This is a genomic window from Kitasatospora sp. NPDC048540 (assembly GCF_040651175.1).
Lineage (GTDB): Bacteria > Actinomycetota > Actinomycetes > Streptomycetales > Streptomycetaceae > Kitasatospora.
Window position 1 is genome coordinate 15,946 of the sequence record NZ_JBEZIR010000068.1, and the last position, 23,144, is coordinate 39,089.

At 73.9% G+C, this 23,144-nt stretch carries 19 protein-coding genes; 16 read left to right on the forward strand and 3 right to left on the reverse strand.

All coding sequences use genetic code 11. The annotated features are described in order from the left end of the window. Positions 1 to 92 precede the first annotated feature (92 nt). Positions 93 to 1,433, reverse strand: coding sequence for a 4-aminobutyrate--2-oxoglutarate transaminase (gene gabT, locus AB0D08_RS24480; protein ID WP_033824382.1), 1,341 nt, complete (start codon positions 1,431 to 1,433; stop codon positions 93 to 95). Positions 1,434 to 1,674: 241 nt separating this feature from the next. On the opposite strand from gabT, the gene AB0D08_RS24485 reads away from it, so the two are divergent. The 9 genes from AB0D08_RS24485 (at position 1,675) to AB0D08_RS24525 (ending at position 13,264) form a co-directional block, all read left to right on the forward strand. Beyond that, entirely contained in the window at positions 1,675 to 3,726 is a 2,052-nt protein-coding gene (locus AB0D08_RS24485; protein ID WP_051813990.1) for a hypothetical protein, read from the forward strand. Positions 3,727 to 3,883: 157 nt separating this feature from the next. Further along, positions 3,884 to 5,449, forward strand: coding sequence for a PucR family transcriptional regulator (locus AB0D08_RS24490; protein WP_033824381.1), 1,566 nt, complete (start codon positions 3,884 to 3,886; stop codon positions 5,447 to 5,449). Between the two features lie 211 nt (positions 5,450 to 5,660). Continuing rightward, positions 5,661 to 7,103: an aldehyde dehydrogenase family protein gene (locus AB0D08_RS24495; RefSeq protein ID WP_033824380.1), complete on the forward strand. Its 1,443-nt coding sequence runs from the start codon at positions 5,661 to 5,663 to the stop codon at positions 7,101 to 7,103. 141 nt (positions 7,104 to 7,244) lie between these two features. Beyond that, positions 7,245 to 7,652, forward strand: coding sequence for a hypothetical protein (locus tag AB0D08_RS24500; RefSeq protein WP_033824379.1), 408 nt, complete (start codon positions 7,245 to 7,247; stop codon positions 7,650 to 7,652). Between the two features lie 57 nt (positions 7,653 to 7,709). Then, complete coding sequence (gene dxr / locus AB0D08_RS24505) at positions 7,710 to 8,936, forward strand: 1-deoxy-D-xylulose-5-phosphate reductoisomerase (RefSeq protein WP_359891577.1); 1,227 nt, start codon at positions 7,710 to 7,712, stop codon at positions 8,934 to 8,936. A 43-nt stretch (positions 8,937 to 8,979) separates the two neighbouring features. Beyond that, the gene (locus tag AB0D08_RS24510; protein WP_149038558.1) at positions 8,980 to 10,284 is read left to right on the forward strand and encodes a site-2 protease family protein; all 1,305 of its coding nucleotides are present in this window, start codon (positions 8,980 to 8,982) and stop codon (positions 10,282 to 10,284) included. Positions 10,285 to 10,425: 141 nt separating this feature from the next. Then, positions 10,426 to 11,586 (forward strand): flavodoxin-dependent (E)-4-hydroxy-3-methylbut-2-enyl-diphosphate synthase, encoded by a 1,161-nt coding sequence (gene ispG / locus AB0D08_RS24515; RefSeq protein ID WP_033824378.1) that lies wholly within the window; start codon positions 10,426 to 10,428, stop codon positions 11,584 to 11,586. Between the two features lie 128 nt (positions 11,587 to 11,714). Continuing rightward, positions 11,715 to 12,590 (forward strand): GNAT family N-acetyltransferase, encoded by an 876-nt coding sequence (locus AB0D08_RS24520; protein ID WP_051813989.1) that lies wholly within the window; start codon positions 11,715 to 11,717, stop codon positions 12,588 to 12,590. A gap of 107 nt (positions 12,591 to 12,697) precedes the next feature. Then, positions 12,698 to 13,264 (forward strand): GNAT family N-acetyltransferase, encoded by a 567-nt coding sequence (locus AB0D08_RS24525; protein ID WP_033824377.1) that lies wholly within the window; start codon positions 12,698 to 12,700, stop codon positions 13,262 to 13,264. On the opposite strand, the gene AB0D08_RS24530 is transcribed toward AB0D08_RS24525, so the two are convergent. Both AB0D08_RS24530 and AB0D08_RS24535 read right to left on the reverse strand, forming a co-directional pair. Continuing rightward, on the reverse strand, positions 13,237 to 14,163 hold the full coding sequence (locus AB0D08_RS24530; protein ID WP_033824376.1) for an aminoglycoside phosphotransferase family protein: 927 nt from the start codon (positions 14,161 to 14,163) through the stop codon (positions 13,237 to 13,239). The genes AB0D08_RS24525 and AB0D08_RS24530 overlap by 28 nt on opposite strands. A 143-nt stretch (positions 14,164 to 14,306) precedes the next feature. Next, complete coding sequence (locus AB0D08_RS24535) at positions 14,307 to 15,446, reverse strand: ferritin-like domain-containing protein (protein ID WP_359891580.1); 1,140 nt, start codon at positions 15,444 to 15,446, stop codon at positions 14,307 to 14,309. A gap of 242 nt (positions 15,447 to 15,688) precedes the next feature. Between AB0D08_RS24535 and rimP the strand changes: the two genes are divergently transcribed. From rimP to AB0D08_RS24570, 7 genes are all read left to right on the forward strand, one after another. After that, positions 15,689 to 16,276: a ribosome maturation factor RimP gene (gene rimP, locus AB0D08_RS24540; RefSeq protein ID WP_033822734.1), complete on the forward strand. Its 588-nt coding sequence runs from the start codon at positions 15,689 to 15,691 to the stop codon at positions 16,274 to 16,276. A 51-nt stretch (positions 16,277 to 16,327) separates the two neighbouring features. Continuing rightward, entirely contained in the window at positions 16,328 to 17,326 is a 999-nt protein-coding gene (gene nusA, locus AB0D08_RS24545; RefSeq protein ID WP_033822733.1) for a transcription termination factor NusA, read from the forward strand. Positions 17,327 to 17,413: 87 nt separating this feature from the next. Further along, on the forward strand, positions 17,414 to 17,707 hold the full coding sequence (locus AB0D08_RS24550) for a YlxR family protein (RefSeq protein WP_082526840.1): 294 nt from the start codon (positions 17,414 to 17,416) through the stop codon (positions 17,705 to 17,707). A gap of 186 nt (positions 17,708 to 17,893) precedes the next feature. Further along, positions 17,894 to 21,013 (forward strand): translation initiation factor IF-2, encoded by a 3,120-nt coding sequence (gene infB / locus AB0D08_RS24555; protein WP_359891582.1) that lies wholly within the window; start codon positions 17,894 to 17,896, stop codon positions 21,011 to 21,013. 133 nt (positions 21,014 to 21,146) lie between these two features. Further along, the gene (locus AB0D08_RS24560) at positions 21,147 to 21,443 is read left to right on the forward strand and encodes a DUF503 domain-containing protein (protein ID WP_033819666.1); all 297 of its coding nucleotides are present in this window, start codon (positions 21,147 to 21,149) and stop codon (positions 21,441 to 21,443) included. A 150-nt stretch (positions 21,444 to 21,593) separates the two neighbouring features. Next, positions 21,594 to 22,043: a 30S ribosome-binding factor RbfA gene (rbfA, locus tag AB0D08_RS24565; protein WP_359891583.1), complete on the forward strand. Its 450-nt coding sequence runs from the start codon at positions 21,594 to 21,596 to the stop codon at positions 22,041 to 22,043. A gap of 2 nt (positions 22,044 to 22,045) precedes the next feature. After that, positions 22,046 to 23,137 carry a bifunctional oligoribonuclease/PAP phosphatase NrnA gene (locus tag AB0D08_RS24570; protein ID WP_359891586.1) on the forward strand — a complete coding sequence of 364 codons (1,092 nt, stop codon included), beginning with the start codon at positions 22,046 to 22,048 and terminating at the stop codon, positions 23,135 to 23,137. Positions 23,138 to 23,144: the final 7 nt, after the last annotated feature.

Sequence of the window (23,144 nt, forward strand, 5' to 3'; positions counted from 1 at the left end):
TCCGCGCAGATCCGCGCGCGTGCACACCGGAAGGACACCTCAAACGGAACGACCCGGTCCGAAGCGGACCGGGTCGTTCGTGACGCGTCGGATCAGACGGCGGCGAAGGCGCTCTCGATGATGTCGAGGCCCTCGGTCAGCAGGTGCTCCGGCATCACCAGCGGCGGCAGGAAGCGCAGCACGTTGCCGTAGGTGCCGGCGGTCAGGACCACCAGGCCCTCGGCGTGGCAGGCCTTGGCCACCGCGGCGGTGAACTCCGGGTTCGGGTCCTTGGTGCCGGGCTTGACCAGCTCGACCGCGATCATCGCGCCGCGGCCGCGGACCTCGCCGATCACGTCGAACTTCTCCTGCATGGCGTGCAGCCGGCCGAGCATGACCTCGCCGATCCGCTTGGCCTTGCCGTTGAGGTCCTCGGACTTCATGGTCTCGATCGAGCCCAGCGCGGCGGCGCAGGCCACCGGGTTGCCACCGTAGGTGCCGCCCAGGCCGCCGGCGTGCGCGGCGTCCATGATCTCGGCGCGGCCGGTCACGGCGGCCAGCGGCAGACCGCCGGCGATGCCCTTCGCGGTGGTGATCAGGTCCGGGACGATGCCCTCGTCGTCGCAGGCGAACCACTGGCCGGTCCGGCAGAAGCCGGTCTGGATCTCGTCCGCCACGAACACGATGCCGTTGGCCTTCGCGTACTCCACGATCGCCGGGAGGAAGCCCTTGGCCGGCTCGATGAAGCCGCCCTCGCCCTGGATCGGCTCGATGATGATCGCGGCGACGTTGTCGGCGCCGATCTGCTTGTTGATCATGTCGATGGCCTGGGCGGCGGCCTCGGCGGCGCAGTTCTCCGCACCGGTCAGCCAGCGGTAGGGGTAGGCCACCGGCACCCGGTAGATCTCCGGCGCGAACGGACCGAAGCCCTGCTTGTACGGCATGTTCTTCGCCGTCAGGCCCATGGTGAGGTTGGTGCGGCCGTGGTAGCCGTGGTCGAAGACCACGACGGCGGTGCGCTTGGTGTACGCGCGGGCGATCTTCACCGCGTTCTCGACCGCCTCGGCGCCCGAGTTGAACAGCGCGGTGCGCTTCTCGTGGTCGCCCGGGGTCAGCTCGTTGAGCTGCTCGGCCACGGCCACGTAACCCTCGTACGGGGTCACCATGAAACAGGTGTGGGTGAAGGCGGCCAGCTGCTCGGTCGCCTTGGCGACCACGGCGGCGGCGCTGTTGCCCACGTTGGTCACGGCGATGCCGGAACCGAAGTCGATCAGGGAGTTGCCGTCCACGTCCTCCAGCACGCCGCCGCCGGCGCGCGAGACGTAGACCGGCAGGGTGGTGCCGACACCGGCGGCCACCGCGCCGAGCTTGCGAGCCTGCAGCTCCTGCGACTTCGGGCCGGGGATCGCGGTGACCAGACGGCGCTCCTGCGGGAGCGGCGTTGCAGCGCTCATGGTGTTCTCCAGATTCTCAAGACGCGGTAGTTCGCAGGCTACGGCGGGCCCTGCCGCCCGGGCATGCGCCACTCGGTAGCACTGGGCCGTACGACTTGTCCGGCACGGCCAGTGCCCGAGGATCGGCTACCGGCAGGTTCCGCTCCACTACATTGAGCGCGGGCGTGTCGCCGGGTGGGCGGCATGGGTAAAGGCGGCACGGGGACGGTCGTGCAGGGTGGGCACAGGGAGCGGGGCCGGGATGGAACTGGACGGCGGACACGGCCGGCAGGCCGCGCACACGGGGGAGCCGGCCGGCGTACCGTCGCAGCGGGGCGGGCGGTTCGACCTGGCGGGCTGGACGGGCGCGCCGCGCCCGGAGCCGGGGCCCGGCATCTTCCGCCTGGGATACCGGCAGGTCGACGAGGACCGCGCCCAGGACGCCTCGGTGCCGACCAAGGCACTCCTGCTGCGGGCGGTGGCCAACCTTGTCGTCGCGTGGTTCGTCTTCCCCTACGTCGTCCTGCTCGAGATCCTCGTTCTCGACTGGGTGGGGCTGCGTCAGCGCCTCACCTCGGAGAGCGCCAACCCCACCATCATCGCGCTGAACCTGGTCGCCGCGGCGGTCGTCATCTGGTTCTTCGGCCGGCTGGGCCGCTGGGCCGAGGTCTGGCGGCGCTGGATCGTCCCGGTCCTCGGGCGCACCGTGACGCAGGAGGAACCCGCACCCCGGGCGGTTCCCGCGTCGGGTGACGCGGCGGCCGATCCGTGGGCCGAGTTGCGGGGCGGGGGGGCCGGGGCGGCGGCGGTGCGGCTGGACGGGGAGGCGGTCGGGGACGTCGACTACGTGCGGATCCGGCAGGCGTGGCGGGCGGTGCGCAGCGCGCCCGAGCTGCTGCCGGCCTTCAGCGAGCAGGTGCTGGGCCGGGGGGCGGCCGCGTGCGCGCACCCGTCCGAGGCCCGCGACCTGCCGGGCCGCGGGGCCCGGCACGATCTGCTGACCGGCCAGGTGCGGCTCGGTACGGCGCAGGACGTGGTGAAGAACCCGCTCGCGCACCGCTCGGCGGGTTTCGCGCTCGACCCGGCGACGCTCGGCACCTCGCTGCTGGCCGTCGGCCCGGCGGGCACCGGGAAGACCTCCGCCCTGGCCCGGCCGCTGGCCGAGGCGCTCTGTCTGCAGGCGCTGGCCGGGACGGCCTGCGCGGTGGTGGTGGGGGCGGCCGACAGCGACCTCGGGCCGGACTCCTGGTACGACGTGGTGATCGCCCCGGGCGATCCGGCCGCCCCCTACGGGCTGGATCTGTACGGTGCGGCCCGGACCGCCGACGAGGCCGCCGCGCGGCTCGCCGACGCGCTGCTGCCCGACGAGCTGGTGCTGCGCGGGGAGAGCGCGCGGACGGCGCTGCAGCAGGTGGTCGGGCCGTTCCACGCGGCGTACGGGCGCTATCCGGGCGTCCGTGAGCTGCGCGGGCTGCTGGCCGGGGACGGCGAGGGCTGGGCGGAGCTGACCGAGGCGCTGCGCAAGGCAGGCCGGGACGCGGTGTTCGAGGCGGACCTGCAGCAGCGGGCGCGGCAGAGCGGCCGGGCCGACGACCCGGGCGTGCTGCTCGCCGACCGGCTGGCGCTGCTGGACCGGCCGGTGTTCGCGGACTGCTTCGCCGGGCCGGCCGGGGCCAAGCCGGCGTTCGCGATGCGGGCGCTCGACCACCCGCTGCGGGTGCGGGTCAAGCTGCCCGAGCGCAGCCACCCGGAGGCGGCCCGGATGCTGTCGCGGCTGGTGGTGGGGCAGTTCCTGCAGGCCGCGGCGGTGCGCGAGGAGCGCGAGCTGTTCGCGGGCCTGGTGGTGGACGACGCCTCGGCCGCGGTCGACCAGCACGCGGTGCGCGGGCTGCAGCGGATCCGGGGGCTGAACGCGGGCGCGGTCCTGCTGCTGCGGACCCTGGTGGACCTGCCGGAGGGGCTGCGGGCGCCGCTGTTCGGCGCGGTCGGCTGCCGGATGGCGTTCCCGGGGATCGCGCCGTGGGACGGCCGGCTGTTCTCCGAGGCCTGGGGGACGCACCTGGTCACCGAGACGGCGGTCACCCACACCCCCGACACCTCCGGCGGGCTGGTCCGCAAGGCCGCCCGGGGGCTGCGCAAGGCGCTGTCCGGCACGGCCGCGCAGACCCAGTCGGTCACCACCCGGGACGTCGAGCGGCACCGCTGGTCGCCGTCCGACCTGGCGCACGCGCTGCCGTCCGGCCACGCGGTGATCTCGCTGTCGGCGGTGACCGGCGAGCAGGTGCCGCCGCTGCTGGTCGATCTGCGCAGCTGAGGCCCGGTTCGGGCCGTTCCGGCAGGGGCGGCCCGGACGCCCTGACTCCGGTCCGGTGGATTCGGCGTTCCGGCTTGGCCGGGGCGTACATAATGGGGGGAGACCCCTTTCTCGCCCGGCCGCAACGGCGCGGCCTGGTCGAACCATCGAAGGTGCCATGCCCCCCACACTCGCCTCCGTCGTCCGCAACACCGCGCTCCACCTCACGGTGCTGGCCGGCGCCGACCACCTGGAGCGGCCCGTCCGCTGGGTGCACACCAGCGAGCTGGACGACCCGACGCCCTTCCTGGAGGGCGGCGAACTCCTCCTCACGACCGGTATCAAGCTCGGCAAGAGCGCGGCCCGGCTGCAGGCGTACGTCCACCGGCTGGCCGACGCCGGGGTGGTGGGCCTCGGGCTCGGGGTCGGGCTCTCGCACTCCGAGGTGCCGCAGGCCCTGGTCGACGCGGCCGCCCAGCGCGGCCTGCCGCTGCTGCGGGTGCCGGAGGCCACGCCGTTCATCGCGATCTCCAAGACGGTCTCCGCCGCGCTGGCCGCCGAGCAGTACGAGGCGGTGACCACCAGTTTCGAGGCGCAGGAGGAGCTGACCCGGGCGGCGCTCGGCAAGGACGGCACCACCGCGGTGGTGCGCCGGCTGGCCGCCCGGCTCGGCGGCTGGGCCGCGCTGTACGACGGATCGGGCGCGCTGTCCGCGGTAGCGCCCGACTGGGCGGCCCGCCGGGCCGGCCGGCTGGCCGCCGAGGTGGACCGGCTGCGCCGCCGCCCGGCCCCCTCCAGCGCCGCGCTGCAGGGCCGCTCGCCGGGCATCGACACCGCCGACGAGGACTACGTGGTGGTCCAGTCGCTGGGGGCCGACCGGCGGGCCCGCGGCTTCCTGGCGGTCGGCACCGAGGACCGGATCACGCCCACCGAGCGGTACGTGCTGAACGCCGCCGTCGCGCTGCTCACGCTGACCCTGGAGCGCTCCCGCGAGCTGCGGCAGGCCGAGGAGCGGATGGGCGCCGCGCTGCTGCGGATGGTGCTGGCCGGTGAGGTGGCGACCGCCCGGCAGGTGGCGTCCGGGCTGTTCGGCGGGCTGCCGGAGGGGACGATCCGGGTGCTGGTGGCCGGTGCGGCCGCCGGGCCGGAGGCGGCCGAGGCGCTCAGCGAGCTCGGCGACCGGGCCGAGCAGGCCGGCGGCAAGGTCGGCGAGCGGCTGCTGGTCTCCCGCGAGGACGGTCCGCACGGTCCGCGCCTGATGGTGCTGGCGCTGGACAACGGCGCCGCGCACCGGGCCTGCCTCGGCGCGGTCGAGGAGCAGGAGGGCCTGTCGCTCGGGGTCTCCGCGCCGGCCGCCCTGGAGGACGCCGGGACGGCGTACGCGCAGGCCGAGCGGGCGCTCGCGGTGGCGCAGCGCGGCGGCCGCCGCTCGGTGGACCACGAGGAGGTCGGGGCGGGTTCGCTGCTGCCGCTGCTCGGCGAGGAGGCGGTCACCGCCTTCGCCGAGGGGCTGCTGCGGCCGCTGCGCGACCACGACCGGACCGCCCGCGGGGATCTGGTGGCCAGCCTGCGGGCCTGGCTCTCGCGGCACGGCCAGTGGGACGCGGCCGCCGCCGACCTCGGGGTGCACCGGCACACCCTGCGCTACCGGATGCGGCGGGTCGAGGAACTGCTGGGCCGCTCGCTGGACGACACCGACGTCCGGATGGAGCTCTGGCTGGCCCTGCGGTCCGGCGAGGACTGACCGGGCCGCGGGGACTGACCGGGCCGCCGGGCCGACCGGGCCGTGGCGGCCTACCGGGCCCGGCGTCCGTTGCCATCTCGCCATGGTGTAGTGGACCGGCGGCCGACCGCTCCGCTGCGTCCAATCCGGTTTGCTCCATCCGGGTCCTACCGTGGGTGGCAGGTTCCGCGTCCGTGGAGCCGCAGACGACGAGGAGAGGGCCGGTACGACCGTGACCACCACCCATGAGTTCTGGCTGGCCGGCCGCAAGGCGAGCGGCGACGGGGACTTCGAGGTCCGCCACCCGTACGACGGCAGCCTGGTGGGCAAGGTCAGCGTGCCCACCGACGCCCAGGTGGAGGAGGCGGTCGCTGCCGCCGCCGCTGCCGCCCCGGTCTTCGCCGCCACCCCGGCGCACGTACGCGCCGCCGCGCTGGACCACGTGTCCAAGCGGCTGGCCGAGCGCACCGAGGAGATCGCCCGCCTGATCACGGCCGAGAACGGCAAGCCGATCAAGTGGGCCCGCGGCGAGGTCGGCCGGGCCGTCTCGGTGTTCCGCTGGGCCGCCGAGGAGGCGCGCCGGACCAACGGCGAGACCATGCGGCTGGACACCGACCCGGGCGGCACCGGCCGCTTCGCGGTGGTGCGCCGCTTCCCCAAGGGTGTCGTGCTGGGCATCGCGCCGTTCAACTTCCCGCTGAACCTGGTCGCCCACAAGGTCGCCCCGGCGATCGCGGTCGGCGCCCCGATCATCCTCAAGCCGGCCCCGGCCACCCCGCTGTCCGCGCTGGTGCTGGGCGAGATCCTGGCCGAGACCGACCTGCCGGCCGGCGCCTGGAGCGTGCTCCCGGTGCCGAACGAGAAGATGCCGGCGCTGGTCCAGGACGAGCGGCTGCCGATCATCTCGTTCACCGGTTCCGACAAGGTCGGCTACCAGATCATGGACTCGGTGCCGCGCAAGCACGTCACCCTGGAGCTCGGCGGCAACGCCGCGGCGATCGTGCTCGCCGACTGGTCCTCGGAGGCCGACCTGGAGTGGGCGGCCACCCGGATCGCCACCTTCGCCAACTACCAGGGCGGCCAGTCCTGCATCTCGGTGCAGCGGGTGATCGCGGACGCCTCGGTGTACGACGCGCTCGCCGAGAAGGTCGTCGCCAAGGTGCAGCAGCAGGTCACCGGTGACCCGTCGGACGACGCGGTGGACGTCGGCCCGCTGGTGGACGAGAACGCCGCCAAGCGCGTCGAGGCCTGGGTCGAGGACGCCGTCGCCAAGGGTGCCAAGGTCCTCACCGGCGGCACCCGCGAGGGCGCGGCGTACGCGCCGACCGTGCTCGCCGAGCTGCCCGCGGACGCCATCCTGGCCTCGGCCGAGGCCTTCGGCCCGGTGCTGTCGCTGCACCGGGTGGAGTCCACCGACGAGGCCTTCGCCGAGGCCAACAACTCCGCCTTCGGCCTGCAGGCCGGCGTCTTCACCCACGACGTGCAGGTCGCCTTCCGCGCCCACCGGGAGCTGGAGGTCGGCGGCGTGGTGATCGGCGACGCCCCCTCGTACCGGGCCGACCAGATGCCGTACGGCGGTGTGAAGGACTCCGGTGTGGGCCGCGAGGGCGTGCGCTACGCGATGGAGGACTTCACCTACGAGCGGGTGCTGGTGCTGACCGGCCTCGACCTCTGAGCCCTCCGGCTCCGGGCCCCGCGCGCGGAGCCGTCCGATGCCCCGTCACCGCAGGCCGGTGCCGGGGCATCGGCGCGTCTTGACACCACCGGCACCCCGGCGTAGTCCGGAGAGCAGGGGGACGGCGTCAGGAGAGTCGTCATGCTGGGTGACCTGGTGGGTGTGGAGTCGGGCCGTACGACGGTCCAGCGGGTGGTCGCTTCGGACCACGGGCTGCCACCGGCGGTGGAGACGTCGTTCGAGGCGGACGGGCAGCTGCTCGGCGTACCCGTGCACGACCTGGGCAGCTACACCGCCCGGCTGCGGGCCGACGGCACGCTCAGCGGCCTCGGCCAGGGCGTCCTGATGAGCCCGACCGGCGCGCACGCCTCCTGGACGGGGCTGGGGGTCGGCCGGTTCGCCGAGGGCGGCGGCACCAGCTGGCGCGGGGTGATCGTCTACGAGAGCGCCTCGCCCGAGTTCGCGGACCTGCGCGGCGTGGCCGGGGCCTTCGAGTGGGACGTCGAGGCGGACGGCTCCGCACACGGGAAGCTCTGGGCCTGGAAGTAGCCCGCGGACGGGGGAGGCGGGGCACGGCGCGTGCGCGGACAGGCCACAATGGTCCGCATGAACTCGCTCGCCCACCCGCAGCTGCGCTTCACTCCGACCGTCCAGGACCCGTCCGGCCCCCGGGAGCTGGTGATCCTCGGCTCCACCGGGTCGATCGGCACCCAGGCCATCGACGTGGTGCTGCGCAACCCGGACCGGTTCAAGGTGGTCGCGCTCTCCGCGGCCGGCGGCCGGGTGGCGCTGCTGGCCGAGCAGGCGCTGCGGCTCGGGGTGCACACGGTCGCGGTCGCCGACGAGGCGGCCGTCCCGGCGCTGCGCGAGGCCCTGGCGGCCGGTGCCGCGGGCCGACCGCTGCCGGAGATCCTGGCGGGCCCCGAGGCGGCCACCGAGGCGGCCGGGATCGAGTGCCACTCGGTGCTCAACGGCATCACCGGTTCGATCGGCCTGGCCCCGACCCTGGCGGCGCTGCGGGCCGGCCGGGTGCTGGTGCTGGCCAACAAGGAGTCGCTGATCGTCGGCGGCCCGCTGGTGAAGGAGCTGGCGAAGCCCGGCCAGATCGTTCCGGTCGACTCCGAGCACGCCGCACTGTTCCAGGCGCTGGCCGGCGGTACCCGGGCGGAGGTGCGCAAGCTGGTGGTCACCGCCAGCGGCGGCCCGTTCCGCACCCGGACCCGGGAGCAGCTGGCCGGGGTCACCCCCGCGGAGGCGCTGGCCCACCCGACCTGGGCGATGGGCCCGGTCGTCACGATCAACTCGGCCACCCTGGTGAACAAGGGCCTGGAGGTGATCGAGGCGCACCTGCTGTACGACGTGCCGTTCGACCGGATCGAGGTCTTGGTCCATCCGCAGTCCGTCGTGCACTCGATGGTGGAGTTCTCGGACGGCTCCACGCTGGCCCAGGCGAGCCCGCCGGACATGCGGATGCCGATCGCGCTCGGCATCGGCTGGCCGGACCGGGTCCCGGACGCGGCGCCCGGCTGCGACTGGACCAAGGCCGCGACCTGGGAGTTCTTCCCGCTCGACAACGAGGCCTTCCCCGCCGTCGAGCTGGCCCGCGAGGTGGGTACGCTCGGCGGCACGGCCCCGGCGGTCTTCAACGCGGCCAACGAGGAGTGCGTGGACGCCTTCCTGCAGGGCCGGCTGCCCTTCACCGGGATCGTGGACACTGTGGCCAAGGTGGTCGTGGAGCACGGCGCCCCGGCGGGAACTTCCCTGACGGTGGCGGACGTACTCCACGCGGAGGACTGGGCCCGGGCCCGCGCCAGGCAGCTGGCCGCCGGGTGACCGGCCCGGACGGCGAGCGGAGCGGCATGACGGAGGACCGGCAGTGAACAACCTGATGTGGGCGCTGGGGATCCTGATCTTCCTGGTGGGCCTGCTGTTCTCGATCGCCTGGCACGAGCTCGGGCACCTGTCGACGGCCAAGCTGTTCAAGATCCGCGTCCCGCAGTACATGGTCGGCTTCGGGCCGACGGTCTGGTCCCGCAAGAAGGGCGAGACCGAGTACGGCATCAAGGCGGTCCCGCTCGGCGGCTACATCCGCATGATCGGGATGTTCCCGCCCGGGGCCGACGGCCGGATAACCAAGCGCAGCAGCTCGCCCTGGCGGACCATGATCGAGGACGCCCGGGAGGCCTCCTACGAGGAGATCCAGGACGGCGACGAGGACCGGATGTTCTACACCCGGAAGCCGTGGAAGCGCGTCATCGTGATGTTCGCCGGGCCGTTCATGAACCTGATCCTGTCGGTCGTGCTGTTCCTGGCGCTGTTCATGGGCATCGGCCAGCAGATCGCGGTGCCCACCGTCGCCACCGTCAACCAGTGCGTGGTGAAGGCCGGCCAGCCGACCGACACCTGCCCGGCCGACGCCCCGCTCTCCCCGGCCAACAAGGCCGGCCTGCGCAGCGGCGACACCGTGCTGTCCTTCGGCGGCGACCGGATCACCACCTACCGCCAGCTGCAGGACGACATCCGCGACTCGGCCGGGCGGACCGTGCCGATCGTGGTGCAGCGCGACGGACAGCAGGTCGTCCTGCAGGCCGAGATCGCCACCAACACGCTGCCCGCGATGGACAAGGACGGCTTCGCGATCAAGGGCAGGACGGTCGAGGCCGGCTTCCTCGGCATCACCCCGGCGACCGGCGTGCACCACCTGTCGGTCGGCGAGAGCGCCGAGCAGATGGGCAAGATGGCCGAGCACGGCATCGAGTCGCTGGCCGCGCTGCCGGGCAAGATCCCGAGCCTGTGGCACGCCGTCGTCGACGGCACCCCGCGCTCCACCGACGACCCGATCGGCATGGTCGGCGCCGCCCGCCTCGGCGGCGACGTGTTCGCGATGGACCTGCCGGCCACCCAGCAGCTCGCCTTCTTCGTCCAGTTGCTGGCCGGGATCAACCTCTCGCTGTTCCTGTTCAACATGCTGCCGCTGCTGCCGCTGGACGGCGGGCACATCGCGGGCGCGCTCTGGGAGTCGCTGCGCCGCCGGTTCGCCGCGCTGGTGCGCCGGCCGGACCCGGGCCCGTTCGACGTGGCCCGGCTGATGCCGGTGGCCTACGTGGTGGCGGGGATCTTCATCTGCTTCACGGCGCTGGTGATGGTCGCCGACATCGTCAACCCGGTCAGAATCAACTAACTCTTGTCCGAAGCGGCCGAGTGTGCTCCGCCGCTCGGCCGTGGCGTACCTTTGTAAGCCGGGCGTGCCCTTCGGCGGCCGCCCGGCGGGGCCAGTCCACCCGGCCCGCTCACCTACCTCGACCTGGGGAACCCTGCGCACATGACCGCGATCTCGCTCGGTATTCCGTCCCTGCCGCTCAAGCCGCTGGCCAAGCGCCGCGTCTCGCGCCAGATCATGGTCGGCAACGTCCCGGTCGGCGGCGACGCCCCGATCTCGGTCCAGTCGATGACCACCACGCTGACCTCCGACATCAACGCGACGCTCCAGCAGATCGCCGAGCTGACGGCCTCCGGCTGCCAGATCGTCCGGGTCGCGGTGCCCTCGCAGGACGACGCCGACGCGCTGCCGATCATCGCCAAGAAGTCCCAGATCCCGGTCATCGCCGACATCCACTTCCAGCCGAAGTACGTGTTCGCCGCGATCGACGCCGGCTGCGCCGCCGTCCGGGTGAACCCCGGCAACATCAAGGCCTTCGACGACAAGGTCGGCGAGATCGCCAAGGCCGCCAAGGCCGCCGGCGTCCCGATCCGGATCGGCGTCAACGCCGGCTCGCTCGACAAGCGCCTGCTGGAGAAGTACGGCCGGGCCACCCCCGAGGCGCTGGTGGAGTCCGCGCTCTGGGAGTGCTCGCTGTTCGAGGAGCACGACTTCCGCGACATCAAGATCTCGGTCAAGCACAACGACCCGGTCGTGATGATCAACGCCTACCGCCAGCTGGCCGCCGCCTGTGACTACCCGCTGCACCTCGGCGTCACCGAGGCCGGCCCGTCCTTCCAGGGCACCATCAAGTCCGCGGTCGCCTTCGGCGCGCTGCTGGCCGAGGGCATCGGCGACACCATCCGGGTCTCGCTCTCCGCCCCGCCGGCCGAGGAGATCAAGGTCGGCAACCAGATCCTGGAGTCGCTGAACCTGCGCCAGCGCGGCCTGGAGATCGTCTCCTGCCCGTCCTGCGGCCGCGCCCAGGTCGACGTCTACAAGCTCGCCGAGGAGGTCACCGCCGGCCTCGAGGGCATGGAGGTGCCGCTGCGCGTCGCGGTCATGGGCTGCGTCGTCAACGGCCCCGGCGAGGCCCGCGAGGCCGACCTCGGCGTCGCCTCCGGCAACGGCAAGGGCCAGATCTTCGTCAAGGGCGAGGTCATCAAGACCGTCCCCGAGTCGAAGATCGTCGAGACCCTGATCGAGGAGGCGCTCAAGCTCGCCGAGCAGATGCAGGCCGACGGCGTCGCCTCCGGCACGCCGACCGTCGTCGCCGCCGACTGAGGCGCCTGCGCTCCGTCGTGAACGGGGGCCGTCCGCCCACGGACGGCCCCCGGCCTTGTCTGCGTCCCTCGGGGGAGTAGGGTGCCGCAGAGTTGTCCTGAGAGGTGCCCGTGCTCGATCGAGGTGTGATGCTCCCCGGCCCGTTCCAGGTCGCCCGGGCCCTGTCGGCCACCCGCGTGCTGGAGACCAGCGACGTCGCGGACGCGCTGGAGATCCTCCACCGCGACCCGGTGGCCAACGCCTTCGTCGCGACCCGGGTCGAGGCCGTGGGCCTCGACCCCTGGCGGCTCGGCGGCGAGATGTGGGGCTGGTCCGGCGAGGACGGCCGCCTGGAGTCGCTGTGCTACGCCGGCGCCAACCTGGTCCCGGTCAACGCCGGCCCCGAGGCGGTCCGGGCGTTCGCCGAACGGGCCCGTCGGCAGGGCCGCCGCTGCTCCTCGATCGTCGGCCCGGCCGACGCCACCGCCATCCTGTGGGCGCTGCTCGAACGCAGCTGGGGACCGGCCCGCGAGGTCCGCGGCCACCAGCCGCTGATGGCCACCGAGACACCCGCCACCGAGGTCGCCCCCGACCCGCTGGTGCGGCGGGTGGGCCGGGGCGAGGTCGAGGACCTGATGCCGGCCTGCGTCGCGATGTTCACCGAGGAGGTCGGGATCTCCCCGCTGGCCGGCGACGGCGGCCTGCTCTACCAGGCCCGGGTGGCCGAACTGATCGCCGCCGGACGCTCGTTCGCCCGCTTCGACGACGACGGCCGGGTGGTCTTCAAGGCCGAGATCGGCGCTGTCACGGCCGGCGCCTGCCAGATCCAGGGCGTCTGGGTGGCCCCCGAGTACCGCGGCCGCGGCCTGTCCGAGACCGGGATGGCGGCGGTGGTGGAGATCGCCCTGCGCGAGGTCGCGCCGACCGTCTCGCTGTACGTCAACGACTACAACGTGCGGGCCCGGGCGGCGTACCGCCGGGTCGGCTTCCGCGAGGTCGGCGCCTTCATGAGCGTGCTGTTCTGAGGTGGGGACCGCTGCGCGGGCGCACCGCCCGCCGGGCCGCGGCCGGGCACGGCACCGGATCGCCGGATGATCGCCCGGGACGGGGGCGAAGTAGTAACGTCCGGGGCATGACGCAGCTGACCGAGGTGACGATCGAGGCCATCGATCTGGCCGCGTGGGCGCCGGCGGCGCTGGAGGTGCAGGCGGTCGCCTTCGGGCTCGGACCGGCCGAGGTCGCGGTCCGGCTGCCGCTGGTGGGCCGGCACGCCCTTCAGCCCGGGGTGCTGGCGCTCGGTGCGATGTCCGGCGGACGGCTGGTGGGATTCGGCTACGGCATGCCCAACCACCGCGAGCACTGGTGGAGCACGGTGATCCAGCCGTACCTGGAGGCCGCGGGCCACGCGGACTGGCTGGACGGCGTCTTCGCGATCACCGAACTGCACGTGCTCCCCGAGTTCCAGGGCCGCGGGGTGGGCAGCTCACTGATCCGCACGCTCTGCGAACGCTCCGGCCTGGACCGCTCGATCCTCTCGGCGATCGACGAGGAGACCCCGGCCCGGCGGCTCTACCGCGCCCTCGGCTACCGGGACCTGGCCCGGGCGGTGCGCTTCCCGAACACCCTGCGCCCCTACGCCGTGATGGGGGCCCCGCTGCCGCTGCGCCCGCGTCACAGCCAGGACGCGAACTCCAGGTAGAGCTCGGCCTGTTCGCCCGCGCCGGTGGACAGGTGCCACAGGCCCGCCTCGACCGTGCGGAACAGCGTCCAGCCGCGCAGCCGGTCGTGGTCCACCTCGACCGCGTCGGCGAGCTGGTGCAGCCGGCGGCGCAGCGCGCCGCGCGGGCCGGGGGAGCCGGCCAGGGTGTCCAGCCGGTCGCGGGCCAGCCGGGCGAGGTCGTAGGCGCGCTCGCCGACCAGCGGTCGCGGGTCGATCGCGAGCCAGGGCGCGCGGTCGGCGGCGAGCACGTTGCCGTGGTGGAAGTCGCCGTGCAGCAGCAGGTGTTCGGGCTGGTCGGCGGCGAGCGCGGCGGCCGTCTCCAGGGCCTCGTCGACCAGGGGCAGCGCGTCGGCCGCGCCCGGCAGCGCGCGGTGCTCGCGCACCAGCGCGGACAGCTCGGCCACCCGCTCGGCGAGCGGGGTGAACGGATGGTCCTCGCCCGGCTCCACCCACAGCCGCTGGAGCAGCCCGGCCGCCTCCAGCATCGCCTTCGCCTCGGCCAGCGAACGCAGCGGGATGTCGCCGTGCAGCCGCTCCAACAGCAGGACGCCCTGGTCCGGTTCGGCCGCCAGCAGCAGGACGGCGCCGCGGCCGGCCCAGCGGGTGAGCGCGGCGTGCTCCTGGGCGGTCTCCCGGTTGACCACGCCGATCTTCAGGACGGCGGGGGCGAGGTCGTCGGACCGGTGCACGTAGCCGACCAGGCTGATCCGGCCGCCGGGCTCGCAGATCCGCTCCAGCACCAGCCCCCGGCGGTCGAGTTGCTCGGCGAACCGGCCGGGGAGGCCGGCCAGCCAGTCGAGGCCGGCGCCGCCCTCCCAGAGCCGGACGGTCTGGGTCAGCCGCTCGGGGACGGCGATCTGCCCCGGTTGTGCCGTCATGACGGCCTTTCGGTCGTTCCGGTCCCCTTTGGGCGTGCCCGCTCATTGTCGGTCATCGGGCGGTCCGAGGGCGCGTTTGCACGGTCGCGTCGGATGAGGCAGGCGTCGGGCGCCCGGCGGGACCCTGCACGCACGCCCCGGCCTCAGTGACCGGGGGAGGACGCCGCGCTGCCCGTGGCGGCGCTCCCGCCCGTGGCGCCGCTCGCGCCCGTGGCGGTGCCCGGTGCGGGCAGGCCGGGCAGCGCCGGTGGCTGCGCGCCCCAGTGCAGGGCGCGCAGCGCGCTCTCGCGCAGCGCGTCGGCGGCCTGGAGGCGGACCGGTGCGGTGCCCGCGCCGGCCAGCTCGGCGTAGACGGTGGTCAGCCGGGTCTCGATGTGCGCGGCCAGCTGGCCGGCGGTCGCCGGGTCCTTGACCGGGAAGGGCAGCCGGTACCCGGCCGCGGCGGGGGTGGGGCCGGTGCCGGCGGCGCTCAGCAGCCGCTCCCAGCCGTCCCGTCTGGCCTGGTGCGCGACGTAGTCGAGGCGGCCGTCCTCGCGCTGCTTGCCGGCCGTCAGGAAGGCGCAGACCACCCCGTAGCCGTAGACGGCGGCGTGCTCGGCGGCGAGCGCGGACTGGGTGCCGGTCGCGGCGGCGGTGGGCAGCGGTGACGGCTTGGCGCTCGCCGACGGCGCGGGAGTGCCGGTCGCGCCGCCGGGCGTGGTGGCGGCGGCGGTGCCCGGGACGGCCGGGGACGGCGCGGCCGCGGCCGGGGTGCCGACCGGGCCGGTGTCGCCGAGCCGGGCCGCGTGCACGGCGCCGGAGGCGGAGACCGAGGCCAGCAGCCCGGCCAGGGCGGGCGAGGCGGCCGGCAGGTCGGTGAGCCGCTCGGCCGCGGTGCGGCGCTCGGCGGCGGCCAGCGCGGCCACCGTGGTGACGGCGCCGCCGGCGGAGGCGGCCGGGGCGGTGGCCGTGGTGGCGGGCGAGGCGGACCCGGTGGCCTGCGCGGAGCCGGAGGGCTGGGCGGGGAGGCCCTGGGCGAGGGCGGCCCGGTGCTGGGCGACCTCCTCGCGCAGCTGCCGCAGCAGCGCCCCCTGGGCGCCGGCGGCGGCCCCGGCGAGCACCGCGTCGTACCCGGCCAGCAGCGCGTCGGTGGCGGCCACCGCCTTGGTGCGCAGGGGCAGGTCCTGGTCGGGCCGCTGCCCGTCCGGGTGGCCGCCCTCGTGCTCGCCGGTGCATCCGCTGAGGACGGCGGCGCCCGAGAGCGCGCCGAGGACGAGGAACGTCCGGCGGGTGGGGGACGGCATCGGGTGGGCTCCCGTCGGGTCGAGCGGGAGCCCTGGCGCCCCCCTGCTGCGTGAATCATTACCGGACCCTCACGACTCCGAGCCCGGATGGACGCTATCCGTCCACTGTGACCTTCCTCGCAGCGGGGTCGGCCGAGTGGCCCACGGCCAGGTCGGAATCGGCGTTTCGGGGGTCGGCCCGATAGGCTCTGCTCTCGGTTAGCACCTACGACAACAGCAGACGCGCCCGAGGAGTCATTCGGATGAGCACCACCCAGACCGACCGGTTGCGCGCGCTGCTGGAGCCCCTGGCCACGGAGGCCGGGCTCGATCTCGAAGCCGTCGTCGTCACCCAGGCCGGCAGCCGCCGCCAGGTGCAGATCGACGTGGACGCCGACGGTGGCGTCGACCTCGACACCATCGCCGAGTTCAGCCGCGAGGTGGGCCGGGTGCTGGACGACTCCGACCTGATGGGCGAGACGCCCTACCTGCTGGAGGTCGGCTCCCCGGGTGCCGAGCGCCCGCTCCACGAGCCCCGCCACTGGCGCCGGGCCGAGGGCCGGCTGGCCAAGGTGCACCTGGCGGACGGCAAGGAGATCGTCGCCCGGGTGCTGGAGAGCGACGAGGACGGCGTGCTGGTCGAGGTGCAGCCGGTCAAGGGCCGCGGCCGCCCCAAGGAGCGCCGCCTGGCCTGGGCCGAGATCGACCGGGCCCGGGTCCAGGTCGAGTTCAACCGCAAGGACGAGGAGCTGCTGGACGCGGCCCCCGACCTGGTCGGCGACGACGACGCCGACGACGAGGACTTCGTGGACGACGCCTCCGAGGGGGCGGACGAGGGTGCGGACCGGTAGTCACCGGTCGGATCGCACCGTGAACCTGATGAGTGAAGAGGAGGCGTAGCCGTGGACATCGACATGAGCGCCCTGCGTGGGCTGGTTACCGAGAAGGGCGTTCCGTTCGACCTGCTGGTCGAGTCGATCGAGTCGGCGCTTCTCATCGCGTACCACCGCACCGAGGGCTCCCGCCGCCGGGCGCGGGTCGAGCTGAACCGCAAGACCGGGCACGTGACCGTGTGGGCGCTGGAGGACCCGGCGGAGCTGGACGAGGGCGTGGAGCCGAAGGAGTTCGACGACACCCCGAGCGGTTTCGGCCGGATCGCCGCGTCCACCGCCAAGCAGGTGATCCTGCAGCGGCTGCGCGACGCCGCGGACGACCAGACCTTCGGCGAGTACGCGGGCAAGGAGGGCGACATCGTCACCGGTGTCGTCCAGCAGGGCAACGACCCCAAGAACATCCTGGTCGACATCGGCAAGCTGGAGGCCATCCTGCCCCCGCAGGAGCAGGTCCCCGGTGAGGACTACCGGCACGGCACCCGGCTGAAGTGCTACGTGGTGGGCGTGCGCCGCGGTGTCCGCGGCCCGTCCGTGACCCTGTCGCGGACCCACCCGAGCCTGGTGAAGCGGCTGTTCGCGCTGGAGGTGCCGGAGATCGCCGACGGTTCGGTGGAGATCGCGGCGATCGCCCGCGAGGCCGGCCACCGCACCAAGATCGCGGTCTGGTCCCGCCGGGCCGGCCTGAACGCCAAGGGCGCCTGCATCGGCCCGATGGGCGGCCGGGTGCGCAACGTGATGGCCGAGCTGCACGGCGAGAAGATCGACATCGTGGACTGGTCCGAGGACCCGGCCGAGATGGTCGCCGCCGCGCTGTCCCCCGCACGGGTGACCAAGGTGGAGATCGTGGACCTGGCCCAGCGCTCCGCCCGGGTGATCGTGCCGGACTACCAGCTGTCGCTGGCGATCGGCAAGGAAGGGCAGAACGCCCGCCTGGCCGCCCGCCTGACCGGCTGGCGGATCGACATCCGTCCGGACACCGAGGTGCCCGCCGAGGACGGCCGGGAATAGCCCCCTGCCGCCCGCGGTTCAGCACCCCAGCCCCCACCGCCGGTTGGCGGGGCGGCGTCATGTCCCTTCGGAGGGGTAGACTTGATTCTGTCTGGCCGGACGCCTGTCCGAGCATGCCCGGAACGCACCTGCGTGGGCTGCCGCAAGCGAGCGGCCAAGCACGAGCTGTTGCGTGTCGTTGCGATCGAGGGCGTGTGCGTCCCCGATCCGCGCGGCACACTGCCGGGCCGGGGTGCGCATCTGCACCCCGAGCCGGGCTGCCTCGACCTCGCGGTACGCCGCCGGGCGTTCCCCAGGGCCTTCCGGCTCCAGGGTTCGCTCGACACCGACGCACTGCGGGCCTGTGTCGAGGACCGGGCGGGCGGTTCGCCGACGCCTTGAGAAGACAGATCACCAGCAGGACGCACACAGCGCACGGCGGCGGCACGCCGTGCGTCACGTCAGGTACCTCGCGAGATGGAAGTAGGTCGAGATTGCGATGAGCACTCGATGAGTACGCGATGAGTACGCCCATGAAGTAGCGACAGTCCGGCGGACGACCACCCCGGACTCATAGACAGGAGTGAAGTGGCTAAGGTCCGGGTATACGAGCTCGCCAAGGAACTTGGCTTGGAGAGCAAGGCCGTGATGGCCAAGCTCACCGAGCTCGGTGAGTTCGTCCGTTCGGCGTCCTCGACGATCGAGGCGCCGGTCGTGCGCAAGTTGACTGATGCTCTGGGAGCGACGCCGCCGTCCGGTGGCGCGTCCGCCAAGCCTGGCCCGCGGAAGCCCGCGGCGCCCCAGCCCGCCGCCGGCGCCTCCGCGCCGCGTCCGGGTGCCCCCACCCCCGGCCCGCGGCCCGCCGCGACGCCGGGTCCCCGTCCCACCCCCGCGGCCGCCGCCCCGGCGCCGGCCGCCCCCGCCAAGCCCGCGGGCGCGCCGGCCCCCGGCCCGCGTCCGGCTGCCCGTCCGGCTGCGCCGGCTCCGGCCGCCGCTGCGGCTCCGGCGGCCCCGGCCGCTCCCGCGGCCGAGTTCTCCTCCCCGGCCCCGGCCGGTGGCGAGGCCGCTCCGGCGGCCCGTCCGGCCGCCGCGCGTCCGGCCAACCCCGCGGCCCGTCCGGGCCCGCGTCCGGCCGGTCCGCGTCCGGGGAACAACCCGTTCACGTCCAGCAACACCGGTATGGCCCGTCCCGGCGCCCCGCGCCCGGCCGGCCAGGGCGGCGGCGACCGTCCGCGCCCCGGTGGCGACCGTCCGGCCCGTCCGGGTCAGGGTGGCGCCCCGGGTGCCGGCGAGCGTCCGCGTCCGACCGGTGACCGTCCGGCCCGTCCGGGTCAGGGCGGCCCCGGTGGCGCCCCGCGTCCCGGTGGCGACCGTCCGCGTCCCGCGGCCGGCCCCGGTGGCGCCCCGCGTCCCGGTGGCGGTGCCCCGCGTCCCGACGGCATGCCCCGTCCGGCCGGCCCGCGTCCGGGTGCTCCCAGCCCGTCCGGCATGCCGCGCCCGAACCCGGGCATGATGCCGCAGCGTCCGGCCGGTCCCGGCCCGCGTCCGGGCCCGCGCCCGGGTGGCGGCCCCGGCGCCCGTCCCGGTGCGCCCGGTGCCGGTGGCGCCCGTCCCGGTTTCGCCGGCCGTCCGGCCGGTCCGGGCTCGCGTCCGGCCGGTGGCGGCGGCGGCTTCGGCGGCCCCCGTCCCGGTGGCGGCGGCGGTGGCGGCTTCGGCGGCGGCGGTGGCCGTCCCGGTGGCTTCGGCGGCCGTCCCGGTGGCCCGGGTGCCCGTGGTGGCACGCAGGGTGCGTTCGGCCGTGGCCCCGGTGGCCGTCCGGCCCGTGGTCGCAAGTCGAAGCGGGCGAAGCGCCAGGAGTACGAGGCCATGCAGGCCCCGTCCGTCGGCGGTGTGATGCTGCCCCGCGGCAACGGGCAGACCGTCCGCCTGTCGCGCGGTGCCTCGCTGACGGACTTCGCTGAGAAGATCAACGCCAACCCGGCGGCGCTCGTCTCGGTGATGTTCAACCTCGGTGAGATGGTGACCGCGACCCAGTCGGTCTCGGACGCCACCCTGGAGCTGCTGGCCGGCGAGATGGGCTTCGTGCTCGAGATCGTCAGCCGCGACGACGAGGACCGCGAGCTGCTGGAGTCGTTCGACATCGACTTCGGTGCCGACGAGGGCGACGACGAGATGCTCGTCGCGCGTCCGCCGGTGGTCACCGTCATGGGTCACGTCGACCACGGTAAGACCCGCCTGCTGGACGCCATCCGCAAGACCAACGTGGTGGCCGGCGAGGCCGGTGGCATCACCCAGCACATCGGTGCCTACCAGGTCACCGCGACGGTGAACGACGAAGAGCGTCCGATCACCTTCCTCGACACCCCGGGTCACGAGGCGTTCTCCGCCATGCGTGCCCGTGGTGCCAAGTCCACCGACATCGCGATCCTGGTGGTCGCGGCCAACGACGGTGTCATGCCGCAGACGGTCGAGGCGCTCAACCACGCCAAGGCCGCCGGTGTGCCGATCGTGGTCGCGGTCAACAAGATCGACGTCGAGGGTGCCGACCCGACCAAGGTCCGCGGTCAGCTGACCGAGTTCGGTCTGGTGGCCGAGGAGTACGGCGGCGACACCATGTTCGTCGACATCTCCGCGCGCCAGGGTCTGAACATCGACCAGCTGCTGGAGGCCGTGGTCCTGACCGCGGACGCCTCGCTCGACCTGCGGGCCAACCCGGAGCAGGACGCGCAGGGCATCGCCATCGAGGCCCACCTCGACAAGGGCCGCGGTGCCATGGCGACCCTGCTCGTGCAGCGCGGAACGCTGCGCGTCGGCGACTCGATCGTGGTCGGCGACGCCTACGGCCGCGTCCGCGCCATGCTGGACGAGAACGGCAACAGCATCGCCGAGGCGGGCCCGTCCCGTCCGGTCCTGCTGCTCGGTCTCACCTCGGTGCCCCGCGCCGGCGACAGCTTCATCGTCGTCGACGAGGACCGCACGGCCCGTCAGATCGCCGAGAAGCGTGCCGCCCGCGACCGCAACGCGTCCTTCGCGCAGCGCCGCGTCCGGGTCTCGCTCGAAGGCTTCGAGGCGGCCCTGCTGGCCGGCAGCATCGAGAAGCTCAACCTCATCATCAAGGGTGACGTCTCCGGTTCGGTGGAAGCCCTCGAGGACGCCCTCGTCAAGCTGGACGTGGGCGAGGAGGTCGAGCTCCGGATCCTGCACCGCGGTGTGGGTGCCATCACCGAGTCCGACGTGGACCTGGCGATGGGCTCGGACGCCATCATCATCGGCTTCAACGTGCGCGCCGAGGGGCGTGCCCGTACCGCGGCCGAGCGCGAGGGCGTCGACATCCGGTACTACTCGGTCATCTACCAGGCGATCGAGGAGATCGAGGCGGCCCTCAAGGGCATGCTCAAGCCGGAGTACGAGGAGGTCCGCCTCGGTTCGGCGGAGATCCGCGAGGTGTTCCGTTCCTCCAAGTTCGGCAACATCGCCGGTGTCCTCGTCCGCGAGGGCGTCATCCGACGCAACACCAAGGCCCGCCTGCTGCGCGACGGCAAGGTCGTGGCGGAGAACCTCAACATCGAGGGTCTGCGCCGCTTCAAGGACGACGCGACCGAGGTCCGCGAGGGCTTCGAGGCCGGTGTGACCCTGGGGTCGTTCAACGACATCAAGGTCGAGGACGTCATCGAGACCTACGAGATGCGCGAGAAGCCGCGCGCCTAGTCGGTGTCGGCCGGGGCCGTTCGGCGGGGGTGAATTCCCGTCGACCGGCCCCGGTCTCGCTGTGTAGGGTCCACGTACGTCCGCCCTCCGGGGTGGTTGCTACGAGGCCTTCAGGTCGGCGAGACCTGTCCACATGTTCGTTGGAACACTCACCTTCGACCTGCTCCTCGGCGACGTCCACTCGCTGAAGGAGAAGCGTTCGATCGTGCGGCCCATCGTGGCCGAACTGCAGCGCAAGTACAGCGTGTGCGCTGCCGAGACCGGGAACCAGGAGCTGCACCGCAGGGCCGAGATCGGCCTGGCGGTGGTGTCCGGCGAAGCCGGGTACGTGACCGAGATCCTGGACAGCTGTGAGCGGCTCGTCGCCGGCCGCCCCGAAGTGCAGCTGCTCTCCGCGAGGAGACGGTTCCACAACAGCGACGATGACTGAGAGCGGCGACGGTGGTGCCCAGGCGCCACCGTCACAGAGCCGAGGACCGAGAGCGCCCACAAGGCTGGGCGCGGGCAGGTACGTTGGGGCATGGGCCCCACCCGGGCGAGTGTTCTCCCGGATACCGAGCCCACCGCACGAGGAGGCAACGTGACCGACACCGCAAGGGCGCGCAAGCTCGCAGACCGCATCCAGGTGGTGGTGGCCGAGACCCTGCAGCGCCGGATCAAGGACCCCCGCCTGGGCTACGTGACCATCACGGACGCCCGGGTCACCGGGGACCTGCGCGAGGCCACCGTCTTCTACACCGTCTACGGTGACGAGACGGAGCGCCAGGCCAGCGCCGCGGCGCTGGAGAGCGCCAAGGGCGTGCTGCGCTCCGAGGTCGGCAAGCAGACCGGGGTGCGTTTCACCCCGACGCTCACCTTCGTCGCCGACGCGCTGCCGGACAACGCCAAGAACATCGACGACCTGCTCGACCGGGCACGGCAGTCCGACGCGGCGGTGCGCACCGCCGCCGCCGGCGCCAGCTACGCCGGGGACGCCGACCCGTACCGGGTGCCGGGCTCCGAGCAGGACGACGCGGACGAGGACGAGTAGTCATGGCCGGCGAGCCGGCAGCGGCCGGCGACATCACGGGGGCGGCCTCCACCAGCACGGTGGAGGGCGCCCTCGCGGTGCTTCCGGGCCCGCGGGCGGAGCAGCCGGGCCTGGAGCACGAGTGGCAGCGCGCCGTCGCGGCCATCGTCCGGGCCCCGGTGATCGACCTGATCTGCCACATCAACCCGGACGGTGACGCGCTGGGCTCGGCGCTGGCGGCCGGTCTCGCGCTGCGCTCGCTCGGCCACCAGGTGCGGGTCTCTTTCGGCGACCACCCGCAGGTGATCCCGCAGTCGCTGTCCTTCCTGCCCGGCCAGGAGCTGCTGGTGCCCGCCGCCGAGGTGCCGGACGTGCCGGAGCTGGTGGTCTGCTTCGACGTCGCCGCCGAGAGCCGGCTCGGGCTGCTCCACGACAAGGCCTTCGCCGCGCCGGTGCTGGTGGTCATCGACCACCACGCCTCCAACCCCGGCTTCGGCACCCACCGGCTGATCGACCCGGCCGCACCGGCCACCGCCGTCCTGGTCGACGAACTGCTGCGCCGCCTCGGCGTGCCGCTCGACCAGCAGCTGGCCACCTGCCTGTACACCGGCGTCGCCACCGACACCGGCTCGTTCCGGTACGCCGCCACCACCCCTGCCACCCACGAGCTGGCCGGCCGGCTGCTGGCCACCGGGATCCGCCACGACGAGATCTCCCGGCAGCTCTGGGACACCTCCTCCTTCGGCTACCTCAAGGTGCTCGCCGCAGCCCTGGACCGGGCCCGCTACGAGCCCGAGCAGGCCGGCGGCCGCGGGCTGGTGTGGACCTGGGTGCCGTACCAGGACCTGGTGCTGTACAGCGTGACCGTGGAGGAGCTGGAGGGCCTGATCGACGTCGTGCGGCGGGCCGCCGAGGCCGAGGTCGCGCTGGTGCTCAAGCAGGACCCGGACGGTACCCTGCGCGGCTCCAGCCGTTCCCGGGGCGCGGTGGACGTCGCCGCCGCCTGCGCGGAGCTGGGCGGCGGCGGGCACGTGTACGCCGCCGGGTTCGCGGTGCGCGAGGACGTGGCGGCCGCCGTGGACCGGTTCCGGGCGGCGCTGGACCGCACGTCGTAGCCCCGGG